Origin of the sequence: Rhizobium sp. WYCCWR 11152 (assembly GCF_013087615.1) — a bacterium.
GTDB classification, from domain to species: Bacteria; Pseudomonadota; Alphaproteobacteria; order Rhizobiales; family Rhizobiaceae; genus Rhizobium; species Rhizobium indicum.
In genome coordinates, this window is sequence record NZ_JABFCP010000006.1 from 534,719 (window position 1) to 550,074 (window position 15,356).

Consider the following 15,356-nt stretch of genomic DNA (forward strand, 5'->3'; position numbering starts at 1 on the left):
CGAAGACCGGAACCCGCAAGCGCGGGTTCCGGTCCCTCTCATTACTTCAGCTTGTCTTCGGTGTAGTAACCGCCGTCGACGAGGATCTGCTTGTAGTTGGTCTTGTCGACGGCAACCGGCTTCAGCAGATAGGACGGAACGATCTTGACGCCGTTGTCGTAGGTCTTCGTGTCGTTGACCTCGGGCTCCTTGCCGGACATGACGGCATCGACCATGGCAACGGTGACCTTGGCGAGTTCGCGGGTGTCCTTGAAGACCGTCGAGTGCTGTTCGCCAGCAATGATCGACTTGACCGACGGAACTTCAGCGTCCTGACCGGAAACAACCGGGAGCGGCTGGTCCGGAGTACCGTAGCCGACGCCCTTCAGCGACGAGATTATGCCGATGGACAGACCGTCATAGGGAGACAGGACGGCATTGACCTTGGCGTCGGTGTAGTTCGCCGAGAGCAGGTTGTCCATGCGGGCCTGGGCCGTTGCAGCGTCCCAACGCAGCGTGCCGACCTTGTCCATGCCGGTCTGGCCGGACTTCACGACGAGCTTGCCGCTGTCGATGTAAGGCTGCAGAACCGACATTGCGCCGTCATAGAAGAAGAAGGCGTTGTTGTCGTCCGGCGAACCGCCGAACAGTTCGATGTTGAACGGGCCCTTGCCGTCCTTGACGCCGAGGGCGTCGACGATGGAGCCAGCCTGCAGAACGCCGACCTGGAAGTTGTCGAAGGTGGCGTAGTAGTCGACGTTGGCCGAGTCGCGGATCAGGCGGTCGTATGCGATCACCTTGATGTTGGCGTCATGAGCCTTCTGGAGAACGTCGGAAAGCGTCGTGCCGTCGATCGAAGCGATGACGAGAACCTTGGCACCCTTGGTGACCATGTTTTCGATCTGCGAAAGCTGGTTCGGAATATCGTCGTCAGCATACTGCAGGTCGGTCTTGTAGCCAGCGGCCTCGAGCTGCTTGACGATGTTGTTGCCGTCGTCGATCCAGCGAGCCGAAGACTTCGTCGGCATCGCGATGCCGACAAGCCCCTTGTCCTGCGCCATTGCCGGCATAACGAACGAAGCGACGCCGAAGGCAGCCGCAGCCATCAATGAGATAATGGATTTCATTTCTCTCTCCCTTGTTAATAGAGCAGCGGACGAAAAATCGCCCGCCCCGAAACTGTGGCAGGTTCCGTATTGGATAGTTACTTCAGATGGTGAGAAACGAAGTAGGTCTCCTCCACGATCTCACACGTGTTGAGTGCCAACCAGCACACGGCGGCAAACTGGTATGGATTCCTATAACTGTCAAATAGAATAAGTGGTAATATGCATAACAATTTTGGTATATCGTTAAAAAGTATTACTTTTGATGGAGCGCAGTGAGGAGGCTGCAACCATGACGATTGTTTCTGAGCCATTTTCGATGGATCACGTCGATATCCACAGCGATAATTTCGGCGATGACAGCCTGTTACGCGCAGGACTTAAGCTGAATCACCTGCGCATGATCGTCGCAATCGAAGATAGCGGACAGATTTCCGCCGCAGCCGAGGTTCTGAACATTTCGCAGCCTGCCGCGTCGCGGATGTTGTCCGAAATGGAATCGATCACCAAGACGTCGCTCTATGAGCGCGTGGCCCGCGGCGTGGTGCTGACGACCTTCGGCGCAGCGCTTGCTCGAAGGGCTCGGAAGATCCTCCTGGAGCTGCGCGAGGCGAGCCGCGAGATCGGTGAATTGAAAAGCGGCAAGGGCGGCTCGGTCTTCATCGGCGCAGTGACGGCGCCGGCCATGAGCCTCGTCGTGCCGGCAATCAACAAGGTGCGCAAGGCCTATCCCGGCATTGAGATCAACATCCAGGTGGAGACGAGCAACGTGCTTGCCCGCGAGCTGCTCGCCGCCCGCCATGACTTCATCATCGGCCGCATTCCCGATGATCTCAATCCGCGCCTGTTCGAGGTGAAGGAGATCGGCATCGAACGGGCTTGCCTGATCGTGCGCAGCCGCCATCCGCTCATGAAGCAAAAGACGAGCAGCCTCGCCGAGGTCAGGGATTACGACTGGGTGTTCCAGCCGCCGGGTACGCTGCTGCGCCGCACGATCGAGGACGTCTTCCTGTCGCGTGGCGTGGCGTTGCCCGAAAACATCGTCAACACCTCCTCGCTGCTTTTGACCTGTGCCATCATCTGCGAAACCGATGCGATCGCTCCCGTCGCCGTCGATGTCGCGCAGTTCCTTGCAAGCCAGGGCTCGAAGGCTTCCGATGTGCGCATGCTGCCGATCGATTTCGACATCAACGTCAAGCCCTACAGCATGATCACCGCCAGAGAACGGGCGCTGCCGCCGAGTGCAAGGCTGCTCTACGACATCATCCTCGAGGAGAGCCGCAAGCAGGCCGGCTGACGACAGCCGCAAGCCCTGCGCCATCTTGCTCTCTTTTAATACGCCTCGAGCAATTCCAGCAAAAGTGTGTAGCGGTTTTGCGTCCGGAATTGCGTGAACAAGGAGATAGAGCATTTCCGTGGTTCGAAGAAAAAGCGGAAATGCTCTCAAGGAAGGCGGGATGCTGTTCGGGCAGTCGGTATTTCAATCAGTCCTCGAGCGGCTGAAGGCGGAGGACGAGACGGACGAAGGCGCCGAGGCGCCGGCGGCCCATCGGGTGCCGGGCCTTGCGACCGGGCTTGCCTTCGATGTCATGGAAGGTGTCTCGGCCGCCTCACAACGCGTCGGCCAGGCCTATTTCGACAATCTGGATCTCGATCCCGCCGCCGCGCTCGCGGAGGAACCGGCGTCTGCGCCTCCACCCGAGCCCGTCATGCCGGACCATCTCGCCCGCATCGCTCCGGAAGAGATCGCTGCGGAACTGGCGATCGTTGCCGCCGATACCCAACAGACACTGAACGAGAAGCGGCGCGCCTTTGCCAAGGCCAATCATCCTGATGGCGTCGCAGAGCCTTTCCGCGACAATGCCAACAGGCGCATGATGATCGCCAATCTGCTGATCGACGAGGCGATGCGCCGCCTGTCGCACAGCTGAAGCTTTCTCGCGAACGCAGGCAAACATTCCGAGGCTTTGGAAGAGCCGCCGTTTCCGGCTCGATTCGCGAGCTCTATATGGGCTGTTTTTCCTGCGCTTCAACCGGTGCTCATGGTGCTCAGTCTGATTCTTTCGCGCTCGGGTAGCAGAGAAATATGCTGCTTTTTACTACCGGCAATAGCGTATTTCGGGACCCCCGTAGACCATGCCTACGCCCTTGTCGGTAGGACCTAGCGCAATTTAGCGAAATTGAATGCGATACAACCCAGTGTAACATAGGGCGGTGTAAATGTTTTCAGGAGAGCGCCGACATGTCATCTACGGAAGATCCGAAGCTACCACGCAATACTGCGCGCAGACATTTTCTAGGTGTAGCCGCAGCCGCCGGAGCTCGTCTTGCCGGCGTGGCCGCCTTGGCCACAGCAATTACCACCTCTCCGGCCAACGCGCTGGGGCGGCTTTGGGGACGGGGCGGCACCGGTGGAAACGGCGGCTCTGGCGGGGGCGGTGGCTCAGGCGGAAGTGGTGGCTCCAGTGGCGGTGGCGGCAGCGGGAGCGGCCCACAATGTTTCCTGCGGGGAACGGCGATCCTCACGGATTGCGGTGAGAAGCCTGTCGAGGATCTGCGCATCGGCGATCGCATTGCCCTTCCTGACGGTAGCACCCGTCCGGTAAAGTGGGTCGGCCGCCAAAGTTTCAAGAAGAGCGGCGCGCGCTGGCAGAAGGACGTCGTGCCGATCCGGGTTTCCCGCCACGCACTGGACGGGCACACACCTCATTCGGATCTCTATCTGTCGCCTGGCCATGCGCTGCACCTGAACGGCATTCTGATCCAGGTGAAGGACCTCGTGAACGGCAAGACGATTGCATCGGTCACTCCCGCCGCCGACGTATCGATCGAGTACTATGCCGTCATGCTCGATACGCACGAAGCTATCCTTGCCGAAGGTGCTGAGGCCGAGTCCTTCCATCTGAAGAACAGCAATCACGAGAACTTCTGCAATTTTCCAGAGTACGAGCGCCTCTATGGCAAGGAACGCATCGTGATGACATCCTTTGCGCCGTTGCTGGGAGGTGGCTGGTCACATTTGAAAGCGCTTCTCCTGCTCGGCGTTTCGCCGCTGGTCCCGATGCACGATCCATTCGGGGATGCCTGCGAAAAGATCGACGCGAAAGCCAAGGAACTGTCACTCTGACAGGACGGGAATGCGCCGGAGATCGGGCTGGCTGCACGCGAAGCCGTGCGTCGGTTTTGCGATCGTATCAAACAAAAACGTCAAGCGTGGCGCGCATCGGAAAGATCGCGCCACGCTTCGATTATTCGGCCCTCTTCTCTTCGACTACTGCCGCTCGTCCCCGCCCGCGTCATCGGGTGTGACTACTGCCGCCGTGTCCGGTGAAGGCCCAGATCAGCATATAGAGACACCCACACCGCCGGCCAGCACCCCCGACGGTATTGCCTCTGCCCTTCCTCGACAACGCGACGAAGCGGATGATGCTCGCCAATCTGCTGATCGACGAAGCGCTGCGGCGAATCGCCTGCTGATTATTCCGCCTGCCCGTCCTTGGAAGGCTTTTCAGCGGTCGCCGCAGGCCCTTCTTCTTCCTCGGCGTCAGGCTGCGCGGCCGGCTCGGTGGCTGGTGGCTGCGGCTTGAAGGTCCAGAACAATATATAGAAGGAATAGGCGCCCGCCCCGCCCGCGAGCACGCCCCAGAACGGATCGCCGGTGACGAACTCGACCACGGCCCAGCCGAAGCAGACGGCAACGATGGCAACTCGCACCCAAAGGCGCCGGTATGCCGGATGGTTCGGATCGATCAGCTGCATCTTTACCCCGCGGTCGGATATGTCGCACTGCCCTCGGCCTGTGCCGCGCTTGTCTCTAAAGCCTTTCCTGGCCAGATTAAAGTATTCTGTTGGCTCAAACGGTATCGAATGTTCGAGAAGCCGGCTCCAGCAGAACGCTTCAATCCGAGCCGGAAATGCTCTGGTTCGAATCTTGCAAATGTGAAAGATCCGAGGCCTTGACGCGACGCAGAGAAGGTGGAATGAAAATTCCAGAAATTTGACAATTCGGTTTATTTGTTCCGAATTCAAGGGAGGTTGGAATGACAGTGAGATTTGGTCTTCTTGGCGCCGGCCGCATCGGCAAGGTTCATGCGAAGGCTGTCAGCAGCGACGCCAATGCAAAGCTCGTCGCGGTCGCCGACGCCTTTCCGCAGGCAGCTGAAGCCATCGCCTCCGCCTATGGCTGCGAGGTCCGCACCATCGAGGCGATCGAAGCCACCAAGGATATCGACGCCGTCGTCATCTGCACGCCGACGGATACCCATGCCGACCTGATCGAGCGCTTCGCCCGCGCCGGCAAGGCGATCTTCTGCGAAAAGCCGATCGATCTCGACGTCGCCCGCGTCAAGGCCTGCATCAAGGTGGTGGAAGAGACCGGCGCCAAGCTGATGGTCGGCTTCAACCGCCGCTTCGACCCGCATTTCATGGCTGTCCGCAAGGTCATCGACGAAGGCAAGATCGGCGATGTCGAGATGGTGACGATCACCTCGCGCGATCCCGGCGCCCCGCCGGTCGACTATATCAAGCGGTCGGGCGGTATCTTCCGCGATATGACGATTCACGATTTCGACATGGCCCGCTTCCTGCTCGGCGAAGAACCGGTGTCGGTTTTCGCGACCGCTGCTGTTCTCGTCGACAAGGCGATTGGCGAAGCTGGCGACTACGACAGCATTTCGGTGATCCTGCAGACCGCATCCGGCAAGCAGGCGATCATCTCCAACTCCCGCCGCGCCACCTATGGCTATGACCAGCGTATCGAGGCACACGGCTCCAAGGGCCTCGTCTCGGCCGAGAACCAGCGTCCTGTTTCGATCGAAGTCGCCAACGGCGACGGCTATACCCGCCCGCCGCTGCATGATTTCTTCATGACCCGCTACACCGAAGCCTATGCCAACGAGATCGCCAGCTTCATTTCGGCGATCGAGAAGGGCTCGAAGATCTCTCCATCAGGCGCCGATGGTCTCGCAGCGCTGGCACTCGCCGATGCCGCGGTCCAGTCCGTCAAGGAAGGCAAGCTCATCAAGATCGGCTGACGGCCCTCTCCGGACCGGAAGCCATGCATGAGATGGCCGGGCGCTTGCCCGGCCATTTCGCGTTTCAGAGATCTTTTGGTGAACGGCGTGCTGCGACGCCCCGCTCCCCCCTCTGGCCTGCCGGCCATCTCCCCCACAGGTGGGGAGATTGGCTGGGCGCGCGCTCGCCCGACAACAGGCATCACAGCACGACGAAACGCTAGACGGGCGGTAAGGTTTAGCCACTTGTGATCTCCCCACCTGTGGGGGAGATGGCCGGCAGGCCAGAGGGGGCTGGCACGGCACACCCCTCAAAGTCGCATACTACCGCATACTACCGACTGGCCCGTTGCTGCTGCAATCACCACACGTCGGTTGAAAGAAACCCTCACCCCGATTCCTGAATAATCGCCGATGCCTGGATTCCCTGAACGCCCGACAGAACGATATCCTCGTCGATCACCGACAGCGCCCGGTTCAGATGTCCTTCGAAGACGAGAATCTGCTCGTCGGCCACCACCCTGATCTCGGGCATGCCCTCCATGCGCACGATATGCGATTGGCCGAGACCCTCTTCGATCCCTTGCCGAAGCAGGTCGTAATAACGCGTGCCCGGCCCGGTGATGGCGATCGGCATGCGCTCCGTCAGGCTCAGCATGCGCGACAGCCCGTTGCCGAGCGCCAGCCCCGCCTGGCGGAAGGCAAAGGCGGGGACGCGGTGGCCCTGGCGCGCCTTTGCGGCGATCTTGTCCAGTTCCGCCACCGGCACGAACTTTGCCGGGATCGTATCGAGCGGCACTTCGAAGGCACTGCGCAGGATCGCGTAGAAACCGGCATAGGCCTCGATGCAGCCACGTGTGCCGCAGCGGCAGAGCCCGCCATTGGCCATGTGCAGCATGTGCCCGAAATTGGGTGCCGATATTTCCTGGCCCGTCTGGTTCCCGCGCCTGACGATGCCGAGCCCGACGCTATGGCCGAGCGAAAGGGCGGCGAGCGAGCGGAAATCGGCGCCCTTCAAGACCTCCTCACGCGCGCCGAGCGCTGCCGCGACCAGCAGCGTCTCGTTGTCGAGGATCACCTTGGCCTGCCATTCCGGCCGGAGTGCTGATTCGAAATCGATCTGCTCGCTGCCGAAGATCGGTGACCAGACGAGAACCGGCTCGGTGGAATTGACCAGCCCCTTGCTGCTGATCGAGATCAGCAGCACCTTTTCTTGGCTGATCTTCGAGCGATCGAGAATCCGCAAAAGCCCGGCCCGCACCGCCGCGACAAAGCGGACGGCACCCGCAGGATCATGGGAACGTTCCTCGCTGAAGCGGTCGATCAGCTTGCCGGCATAATCGACCAGCGAATATTGCACCGCATCCGAGGAGATGATGACGACGATGAGATAGCCGCAATCGCGCCGCTGGCGCAGCAGCACGCGCGGCCGGCCGCGGCCGCTTGCCGGCTGCTGTTCCGATTTTTCGATGACCTGGGCTTTTTCCAGCTCAGTGGTGATCGCCGAGATGGTGGCCGATGACAGCCCGGTGGAATCGGATATTTCGGTATGCGCGAGCGCACCGTGGCGACGCAGCACGGACAGCACGAGCACGCTGTTTCTCTGCCGGACCAGCTCCGTGCTCGACTTGGTCAGCATGAATGCCGCCCTCTCCTCCTGCTTGCTCTTCCCGTGGTTTCCACTGCATCTCCAGCCGCTGTTTCGCAAGGAAATTAAGCTGGCAGTGCAGTGTTGACAGCTGAAAAAATCTCTGACACTAAATTTCTCGACTGTCGAGAAAAAAATCCGAACCTTTCTCGACAGCTATTCGCGGTGGCCGGAGGAAGCATGGGCTGGGCCGGTCGCAATCCACTCGGGAGGACATTATGAAGTCTATTTTGAAATTGATGGCGGGTGCTGCCATCCTCGTTTCCGTGCATACCGCTGCCATGGCTGCCGATCTCGTCGTCGGTGTTTCCTGGTCGAATTTCCAGGAAGAACGCTGGAAGACGGACGAAGCCGCCATCAAGAAGGCTCTCGAAGCCAAGGGCGCCAAGTATATTTCCGCTGACGCGCAGTCTTCTGCCGCAAAGCAGCTGACCGACGTCGAATCGCTGATCTCGCAGGGCGCCAACGCGCTGATCATTCTCGCCCAGGACTCCGATGCGATCGGCCCGGCCATCGAAAAGGCCGCCGCTGAAGGCATCCCCGTCGTCGGCTATGACCGCCTGATCGAAAACCCGGCTGCCTTCTACATCACCTTCGACAACAAGGAAGTCGGCCGCCTGCAGGCTGAAGGCGTTTTCAAGGCCAAGCCGGAAGGCAATTACGTCTTCATCAAGGGCTCGTCTTCCGATCCGAACGCAGACTTCCTGTTCTCGGGCCAGCAGGAAGTGCTGAAGGCCGCTATCGACGCCGGCAAGATCAAGAACGTCGGCGAAGCCTATACCGACGGCTGGCTGCCGGAGAACGCTCAGCGCAACATGGAGCAGTTCCTGACCGCCAACAACAACAAGGTTGACGCCGTCGTCGCTTCCAACGACGGCACTGCCGGCGGCGCCATCGCGGCGCTCGACGCGCAGGGTCTGGCCGGCTCCGTTCCGGTTTCCGGCCAGGACGGTGACAAGGCAGCCCTCAACCGCATCGCTCTCGGCACGCAGACGGTTTCCGTCTGGAAGGACAGCCGCGAACTCGGCCAGCGCGCCGCTGAAATCGCTCTCGACCTCGCCGGCGGCAAGGACATGAGCAAGATCGACGGCGCCCAGGCTTTCAAGGGCGGCCCGAAGGGCGTTGAAATGCAGTCGGTCTTCCTGAAGCCGCTTGCGATCACCAAGGACAATCTGAACGTCGTCATCGACGCCGGCTGGATCTCCAAGGCGGAAGCGTGCCAGGGCGTCAAGGCCGACAGCGTCGCTGCCTGCAAGTAAGCCATGGGCTTGTAACTGAAATTGCCGGCGCCGCAGCGGAACACCGCTGCGGCGCCGGATGCGGATGAGAACTCCAACGACGAAGTTTTCTCCGCCTCGCCGCACCATCGCGGGTTTTCATTCCCTGCCGGAAGGGTGTCGCGACGCCACGCGACCGGCTTCCGGAAGCATCGCGATGGTGAGTTGAAGAACAGACGCATGACGCCGATGGCAGCCTCTAGCGCGCTGGCGCATCCGTCCAAACAAAGTGGGGGAACGGCAAACCCATGGCCGAAATGGTAAAATCCACAACATCAAGCGGACCGCGAGCGGCGGAAGCCAGTCCGGTGACCCGCTTCTTCCGCGCCACCGAGATCGACACACGTCTGCTCGGCATGATCGGCGCGCTGATCATCATCTGGATCGGTTTCCACATCATCACCGGCGGCCTCTTCCTGACCCCGCGCAATCTCTGGAACCTCTCGGTCCAGACGACCGATATCGCCGTCATGACGACGGGCATGGTGCTGATCATCGTCACCCGAAACATCGACCTGTCGGTCGGTTCCGTGCTTGGCCTCTGCGGCATGATCATGGGCGTGACGCAGGCCAAGATCCTGCCGGAATATATCGGCTTCGACAGCCCCTTCACCTGGGCGATCACGCTGCTGGTCGGATTGGCGGCAGGCTGCCTGATCGGCGCCTTCCAGGGCATCATCATCGCCTTCCTCAACGTTCCCTCCTTCATCGTCACGCTCGGCGGCCTGCTCGTCTGGCGAGGCGCCACTTGGCTCGTCACCAGCGGTCAGACGGTTGCCCCGATGGACCAGACCTTCCGCATCATGGGCGGCGGCGCGGAAGGCTCGATCGGCGCCACCTGGAGCTGGATCGTCGGCATCTGCGCCTGCCTCTTCGTCATCGCCAGCATCGTCGGCTCACGCCGGCAGCGCCGGCGCTTCGGTTTCCCGCGCCGGCCGATGTGGGCTGAATACTTCCTCGCCGTCCTGAGCTGCGTGCTCATCCTCGGTGCGGTCTGGATCGCCAACAGCTATTACTGGCCGATCAACATCGCCAAGAAATATGCCGAGACCAACAATATTCCCTGGCCCGAAACCGGCCTGGATATCCCCTACGGCATCGCCGTTCCGGTGTTGATCGCCATCGTCGTCGGCATCATCATGACCTTCATCGCGACAAGGCTGCGCTTCGGCCGCTATGTCTTCGCAATCGGCGGCAACCCCGAAGCGGCCGAGCTCGCCGGCATCAAGACCCGCTGGGTCACCGTGCGCATCTTCGCGCTGATGGGCATTTTGGCCGCTATCGCGGCCGCGATTTCCACCGCCCGCCTCAACGCCGCAACCAACTCGCAGGGTACGCTCGACGAGCTCTACACCATCGCCGCCGCCGTCATCGGCGGAACGTCGCTGGCAGGCGGCACCGGCACCATCGCCGGCGCCATGCTCGGTGCGCTCGTCATGCAGTCGCTGCAATCGGGCATGGTGCTTGCGCATGTCGATACGCCGCTCCAGAGCGTCGTCGTCGGCACCGTCCTTGTCGTGGCGGTCTGGCTCGACACCGTCTACCGCGCCCGTGCCAAGTGAGAGGAGCCCTAGACATGGCTGATCAACGCACTCCCCTCGTGGAACTGAAAAACATCTCGATCTCCTTCGGCGGCATTCACGCCGTGGACAATGCCTCGGTCGATCTCTACCCCGGCGAAGTCGTCGCATTGCTCGGCCACAACGGCGCCGGCAAGTCGACGCTCATCAAGATCCTCTCCGGCGCCTACAAGCGCGATGGCGGCGAGATCCTGATCAACGGCGAACCGGCCGACATCCGCAATCCGCGCGATGCCAAGAAATACGGGATCGAGACGATCTACCAGACGCTCGCCGTTGCCGACAATGTCGACGCCGCAGCCAACCTCTATCTCGGCCGCGAGCTGAAGACCCGCTGGGGCACGCTCGACGACGTCGCGATGGAAGCCTCGGCCCGCGAGGTGATGGGGCGGCTCAACCCCAACTTCAAGCGCTTCAAAGAGCCGGTGAAGGCGCTTTCGGGCGGCCAGCGGCAATCGGTGGCGATCGCCCGTGCGATCCTCTTCAACGCCCGCATCCTGATCATGGACGAGCCGACGGCGGCCCTTGGCCCCCAGGAGACGGCGCAGGTCGGCGAGCTGATCAAGCAGCTGAAGAAGGAAGGCATCGGCATCTTCCTCATCAGCCACGACATCCACGACGTCTTCGACCTCGCCGACCGCGTCTCGGTGATGAAGAACGGCCAGGTCGTCGGCCACGCCCGCACCGAGGACGTGACCAAGGACGAAGTCCTCGGCATGATCATCCTCGGCAAGGTGCCGCCTAAGGCAATCCCCGGCCCCGGCGCCATGCAGATCTGACCGCCGCTAGGCGACAGTGCGCGACAACCCCGCTCCGCCGCCCGCAAGGCCGGCGGAGTTTTTTTATGTAGCGTTCCCCAGGCTGACGGATAAAAACACCCTGGAAACCACAAGCACCCGTATTTCTGAGAATTTCGCGATTGAAGCCAGCCGCAAGCTAGGCTAAGAACCACCCATCGGACAGGCGATTCAAACCGCCTTCGGCATGCACCCGTAGCTCAGCTGGATAGAGTGTTGGATTCCGATTCCAAAGGTCACAGGTTCGAATCCTGTCGGGTGCGCCACCGTTTTGAAGACTGCCCCTAGCCATAAAATGCGCCTAGTAAGCCCGCGTAGGTTTGCGCCTACGGGCAGAGGTTTGGTATTTTTTCCGCGATAGCTCTGCGCCTGAGCCTTTTAAGGGCAGCAGAGCAACATCTTCCCCCCAAGGCGGCGTAAATGGCAGGTCAACCAATGCTGGGTTGCGGAGCGTTATCCCTCCCGCTGCATGACATCAGTGCCGTAAGACTGTACATTCCATTCGAAGCACTTGCCGTTTACTCGGGATTTGTCACAGATGTCCTCTTCGCCCACCACCAGACGACTGATGGCCATCCTGACGGCGGACGTTGTCGGTTATTCGCGCATGATGGAAGCCGACGAAGAAGGAGCCCTGGCAAGCGTGAGTCGCTTGCAAGAAGAGATCCTCAAGCCTCGAATCCTCAAGAGTGGCGGTCGGACAATCAAAGTTATGGGTGATGGCCTACTCTCGATATTCGAAAGCCCGGCCGTCGCCATCTCGACGGCGTTGCAGGTACAGCATCTGCTGGCCAGCGAGGCTGTAGCTGCCAGTGGCACCGATCCTCTTCGAATTCGAATTGGTATAAACTACGCCGAGGTCATGATCACTCAGGACGATGTGTTCGGCGACGGCGTGAATGTTGCGGCGCGCCTCGAACAACACGCGTTACCGGATGGCATCTGCATCTCAGAAACAACGCACGACATCCTTCCAGAGGAATTGCAGCGGCTGTTTGTAGATGGAGGACTGCTACATCTGAAAAATATTTCCAGGCCGGTGCGTGCATGGCATTGGCCTCGCACTCCCACAATAGAGCAGTCAATTCGAACCGTCGTCGCCGTCCTTCCCTTCCAAAGCGCAGATGAAGCAGCGAACGAGTTCCTCGTCGACGGCTTTACTGAGGACATCATCTCCGGTCTGGCAAGATTCAGGAGCCTGTCGGTGATTGCGGTGTCCTCAGCGTTTGCGTTCCGTGATCGCTCGGAGGGTTTAAAGGAAGTTGGGCGCAAGCTCGCCGCCAACTATCTCGTAACAGGCAACATGCGTCGGTCGGGAGACGAGGTTCGGATCACGGTACGGATGATCCAAGCCGACACGGAGCGGTTGGTCTGGTCTGAGAAATATCAGCGGCAAGCGGCAGATATCTTCAGCATCCAGGACGAGATCGTGAAAATGATTGTCGCAAATCTCGCGGGCCAAATCGAAAGCTGTGATTATCGAGAGTCCATCCGGCGGCGGCCGGCCAGCCTCGCTGCTTACGAATATTATCTGCGAGGGCTCGTGCATCTCAGAGGCTACGAGCCGGATGACAACGTCAAGGCAGTGGAGATGTTCGAAGCAGCGGTTGCGGGCGACGGAGGCTTTGCACTGGCACACTCTCATCTTGCATTGGCGAGGATAGCGGTCGGCGGCTATTCCAACGCGCCGGCGGCTGTACTTCGCGACGGGATCGCCCTCGCTCGTCATGCCGTAAAGTTAGACGAGGGAGAGGCTGGCGCCCATCGTGTACTCGGGCTCGCTCACCTTTACTTGAAGGATTTTGACAACTCCGAGAGAGAATTCCGCCTGGCATATAAGCTCAATTCCAGTGACGCCCATGCATTGGTCCAGCTCGGCGGACTTCTGGCAAGGCGAAACCGTATGGACGAAGCGCTTCCCTTGGTCGAAGAAGGGATGCGGCTCAACCCCTACCCGCCTCACTGGTATCACGCAGTTTTGGGTAATCTTCTCTATTTTAAGGGCGACTACGAGCAGGCCCTAGCGGCGCTAAAGCAGCTACCGAACCCCGGAAAGTATACCAGCACCCGAATGATCGCCTGCTTGTCTATGGCGGGCCGCTCCCAGGAAGCTGCCGCACTTGCCAAAAGCGTTCGCGAAAATCATCCAGATCTGACGATCGGGGAGTTTTTGGCGCGAGGGATCGTTGTCGAAACTGCCGAACAGACTGAGAAATTCAGACAGGGCCTGTTGGGAACGGGATTGCCGGAGTGATAGGACGTCGATGGCCACGTCCAGCGGCGGGCCGCGAGGCTTGTTGGTACCGTCGAAGGCCTTGTGAAGAGGCAGGCGAAGCTTGCAGTGCTGCATTAGAGCTGTTCCAGTCCAGATCGACTTTTCCGCGAACTGAGCTTGGGTGGCGCCTACCGTGCTCGGGGCCACGCGAACGTCGCACGATGACTTGATCTGGCAAACGCGCTTCGCACCGCCTTTCCCCGGCGTCGTTTCGGGTGATGCCGGCTAGAAGATCGTCGCGTCCTCTTCCCGCTCTTGAAATCGACACTATCATCGGCTATCTACAATTCATCGGCGTTGCTGGTGAGCGCTCCACGTGAGTGTTCGCGACTGCCGAAGTCGCTTATCTGCTTTTGACCACGGATGTACTGGCACTGGTGTGGAGAGCGATGTCGAGAAGGTCGGTGCGGTTTCGCCCCGGCCTTTTTTGTTGCCTGTCTATCAGCGCGAAGCTCCCGGCCAATTGTTCAATGGCTCTTCCGGCTCTACTCTTGGACGATCGTCAGCAGGGCATGCAAACGGATCGAGGGACGGATTGATTGATGGTGTCACCTTGGCACTGACATCGACGAATTATTGCGAGTGAGTCGGACTTCGGTCCGATGGTAGACAGCAATCTCTCTGCTAATTTCCGTTCCGCTGAGACTGCAAAACTCAGCACGAAAAGGGTGTCTGCCCCTGATCCGGAGCACCCTTTTCAAACTCTTTTTCGGGAATCCCCCTTAACCCTCGGCACCGACGGTTCGCGGGCGGCCAATCTCCCGATTGATCATGGGCATAGGTAATCTGTCGGAGCATCTTGCGTGCGATGGTGTTGCCAGTTCCATCGCATCTTAAGCAGGCCGTCGTCAAAGTCGAAGTCTGTCATTTCCTCGGCTTCCTCGCGAATTTGAACGCCCAGACCGCCAGGATTTGACCAGCCCGTGGTCGGCTCTTCAACCGGACAGTTCCACGGCAATAGCTCATCGATACGGCTCTGCTTGTGACCATTGACGATGGCAGTGAGCGTGGCGGTCAGATAGGTCGGCGGATCGACGGCATTGAGTTTGCAGGTCTCCATGAGCGAAGCGATGGTCGCCCAGTTCTCCTGCCCCTGCCCTCGCCTTCAAATCGAACGTAGAACGGTCGCGCGCGCGCACACGTCTTCGAGCAAGATCAATCCTGGTTTGGTAACGGCTTACCTCGTAGCGCACGCGAAAATTCCTCCTGTGAAAATCCTGCTCGAAGCAGACGAAGACGAGCTCCAGGTCATTGGCGCTGTCGCGCTTCCCAAGGAGACTGAGCGTGACAACCATAACGCCGCTGTATCCGCGCGTCAGGCGGAAAGCCGCGTTGCGGATGTCAGTCCCTTCTGGATCCTTCCGGTCTTCGCGGCGCTCATAGATGACCCAGAAGCGGGCAGCATCCCAAGTCTGCCGTAGGATTTGGCTGACCTCTGCCTTGAACTCTTCGGCATCCATTGCCGGACCCCAAGACAATGCCGTCTCGCCCGCATCGCTAACGACATTGAGGTAACCGTCATATTGATAAACGCCTGACAGTGACCGTTCGATCATCTCGAATGCGGTGTTTTCGCTGATTGTTGTTTTGAAGAGAATTGCCATGGAATCGATGCGTTTCACTAACGACCTGTCGGTGAGACGACGAGACTACAGGGCGTCGCCTGGGCGAGCAATGGTGAC

11 protein-coding genes, 1 tRNA gene and 2 pseudogenes are annotated in these 15,356 nt (G+C 60.0%); 9 read left to right on the forward strand and 5 right to left on the reverse strand.

Going from position 1 to position 15,356, the window contains the following annotated elements; genetic code table 11:
* Positions 1-41: 41 nt before the first annotated feature.
* Positions 42-1,106 (reverse strand): multiple monosaccharide ABC transporter substrate-binding protein, encoded by a 1,065-nt coding sequence (chvE, locus tag G9X67_RS08525; RefSeq protein WP_029872335.1) that lies wholly within the window; start codon positions 1,104-1,106, stop codon positions 42-44.
* A 271-nt stretch (positions 1,107-1,377) separates the two neighbouring features.
* Here chvE and G9X67_RS08530 point away from each other — a divergent pair, with 271 nt between their 5' ends.
* The 3 genes from G9X67_RS08530 (at position 1,378) to G9X67_RS08540 (ending at position 4,212) form a co-directional block, all read left to right on the forward strand.
* A complete protein-coding gene (locus G9X67_RS08530) occupies positions 1,378-2,382 on the forward strand; it encodes a LysR family transcriptional regulator (protein WP_129421650.1) in 1,005 nt (334 codons plus the stop codon).
* Positions 2,383-2,542: 160 nt separating this feature from the next.
* Positions 2,543-3,016, forward strand: coding sequence for a hypothetical protein (locus G9X67_RS08535; RefSeq protein ID WP_138386852.1), 474 nt, complete (start codon positions 2,543-2,545; stop codon positions 3,014-3,016).
* Positions 3,017-3,327: 311 nt separating this feature from the next.
* A complete protein-coding gene (locus G9X67_RS08540) occupies positions 3,328-4,212 on the forward strand; it encodes a Hint domain-containing protein (protein WP_138330292.1) in 885 nt (294 codons plus the stop codon).
* Positions 4,213-4,562: 350 nt separating this feature from the next.
* On the opposite strand, the gene G9X67_RS08545 is transcribed toward G9X67_RS08540, so the two are convergent.
* Positions 4,563-4,844 carry a hypothetical protein gene (locus G9X67_RS08545; RefSeq protein ID WP_003542043.1) on the reverse strand — a complete coding sequence of 94 codons (282 nt, stop codon included), beginning with the start codon at positions 4,842-4,844 and terminating at the stop codon, positions 4,563-4,565.
* A 281-nt stretch (positions 4,845-5,125) separates the two neighbouring features.
* On the opposite strand from G9X67_RS08545, the gene iolG reads away from it, so the two are divergent.
* Positions 5,126-6,118 (forward strand): inositol 2-dehydrogenase, encoded by a 993-nt coding sequence (gene iolG / locus G9X67_RS08550; RefSeq protein WP_171598481.1) that lies wholly within the window; start codon positions 5,126-5,128, stop codon positions 6,116-6,118.
* 367 nt (positions 6,119-6,485) lie between these two features.
* Here iolG and G9X67_RS08555 read toward each other — a convergent pair whose 3' ends face one another.
* Positions 6,486-7,736 carry an ROK family transcriptional regulator gene (locus G9X67_RS08555; RefSeq protein ID WP_171598482.1) on the reverse strand — a complete coding sequence of 417 codons (1,251 nt, stop codon included), beginning with the start codon at positions 7,734-7,736 and terminating at the stop codon, positions 6,486-6,488.
* Between the two features lie 227 nt (positions 7,737-7,963).
* On the opposite strand from G9X67_RS08555, the gene xylF reads away from it, so the two are divergent.
* The 5 genes from xylF (at position 7,964) to G9X67_RS08580 (ending at position 13,653) form a co-directional block, all read left to right on the forward strand.
* Complete coding sequence (gene xylF, locus G9X67_RS08560; RefSeq protein WP_003542055.1) at positions 7,964-9,004, forward strand: D-xylose ABC transporter substrate-binding protein; 1,041 nt, start codon at positions 7,964-7,966, stop codon at positions 9,002-9,004.
* A gap of 266 nt (positions 9,005-9,270) precedes the next feature.
* Complete coding sequence (locus tag G9X67_RS08565; RefSeq protein ID WP_017989150.1) at positions 9,271-10,584, forward strand: sugar ABC transporter permease; 1,314 nt, start codon at positions 9,271-9,273, stop codon at positions 10,582-10,584.
* A gap of 14 nt (positions 10,585-10,598) precedes the next feature.
* Positions 10,599-11,381 carry an ATP-binding cassette domain-containing protein gene (locus G9X67_RS08570; protein ID WP_003542059.1) on the forward strand — a complete coding sequence of 261 codons (783 nt, stop codon included), beginning with the start codon at positions 10,599-10,601 and terminating at the stop codon, positions 11,379-11,381.
* 207 nt (positions 11,382-11,588) lie between these two features.
* A tRNA-Arg gene (locus G9X67_RS08575) sits at positions 11,589-11,665 on the forward strand.
* Between the two features lie 302 nt (positions 11,666-11,967).
* Positions 11,968-13,653, forward strand: coding sequence for an adenylate/guanylate cyclase domain-containing protein (locus G9X67_RS08580; protein WP_246705380.1), 1,686 nt, complete (start codon positions 11,968-11,970; stop codon positions 13,651-13,653).
* A 967-nt stretch (positions 13,654-14,620) separates the two neighbouring features.
* Here the strand turns inward: G9X67_RS08580 and G9X67_RS35405 are convergent.
* Positions 14,621-14,767: pseudogene (locus tag G9X67_RS35405) on the reverse strand (transposase domain-containing protein); the annotation flags it as partial.
* Positions 14,768-14,829: 62 nt separating this feature from the next.
* A pseudogene (locus tag G9X67_RS35410) lies at positions 14,830-15,278 on the reverse strand (hypothetical protein).
* Positions 15,279-15,356 lie beyond the last annotated feature (78 nt).

What these genes read in the sequence shown, in the direction of transcription:
- G9X67_RS08555 (WP_171598482.1), bottom strand. Translation starts at nt 7,736, where the DNA reads ATGCTGACCAAGTCGAGCACGGAGCTGGTCCGGCAGAGAAACAGCGTG.
- G9X67_RS08540 (WP_138330292.1), top strand. Translation starts at nt 3,328, where the DNA reads ATGTCATCTACGGAAGATCCGAAGCTACCACGCAATACTGCGCGCAGA.
- chvE (WP_029872335.1), bottom strand. Translation starts at nt 1,106, where the DNA reads ATGAAATCCATTATCTCATTGATGGCTGCGGCTGCCTTCGGCGTCGCT.
- G9X67_RS08530 (WP_129421650.1), top strand. Translation starts at nt 1,378, where the DNA reads ATGACGATTGTTTCTGAGCCATTTTCGATGGATCACGTCGATATCCAC.
- xylF (WP_003542055.1), top strand. Translation starts at nt 7,964, where the DNA reads ATGAAGTCTATTTTGAAATTGATGGCGGGTGCTGCCATCCTCGTTTCC.
- G9X67_RS08580 (WP_246705380.1), top strand. Translation starts at nt 11,968, where the DNA reads ATGGCCATCCTGACGGCGGACGTTGTCGGTTATTCGCGCATGATGGAA.
- G9X67_RS08545 (WP_003542043.1), bottom strand. Translation starts at nt 4,844, where the DNA reads ATGCAGCTGATCGATCCGAACCATCCGGCATACCGGCGCCTTTGGGTG.
- iolG (WP_171598481.1), top strand. Translation starts at nt 5,126, where the DNA reads ATGACAGTGAGATTTGGTCTTCTTGGCGCCGGCCGCATCGGCAAGGTT.
- G9X67_RS08535 (WP_138386852.1), top strand. Translation starts at nt 2,543, where the DNA reads ATGCTGTTCGGGCAGTCGGTATTTCAATCAGTCCTCGAGCGGCTGAAG.
- G9X67_RS08565 (WP_017989150.1), top strand. Translation starts at nt 9,271, where the DNA reads ATGGCCGAAATGGTAAAATCCACAACATCAAGCGGACCGCGAGCGGCG.
- G9X67_RS08570 (WP_003542059.1), top strand. Translation starts at nt 10,599, where the DNA reads ATGGCTGATCAACGCACTCCCCTCGTGGAACTGAAAAACATCTCGATC.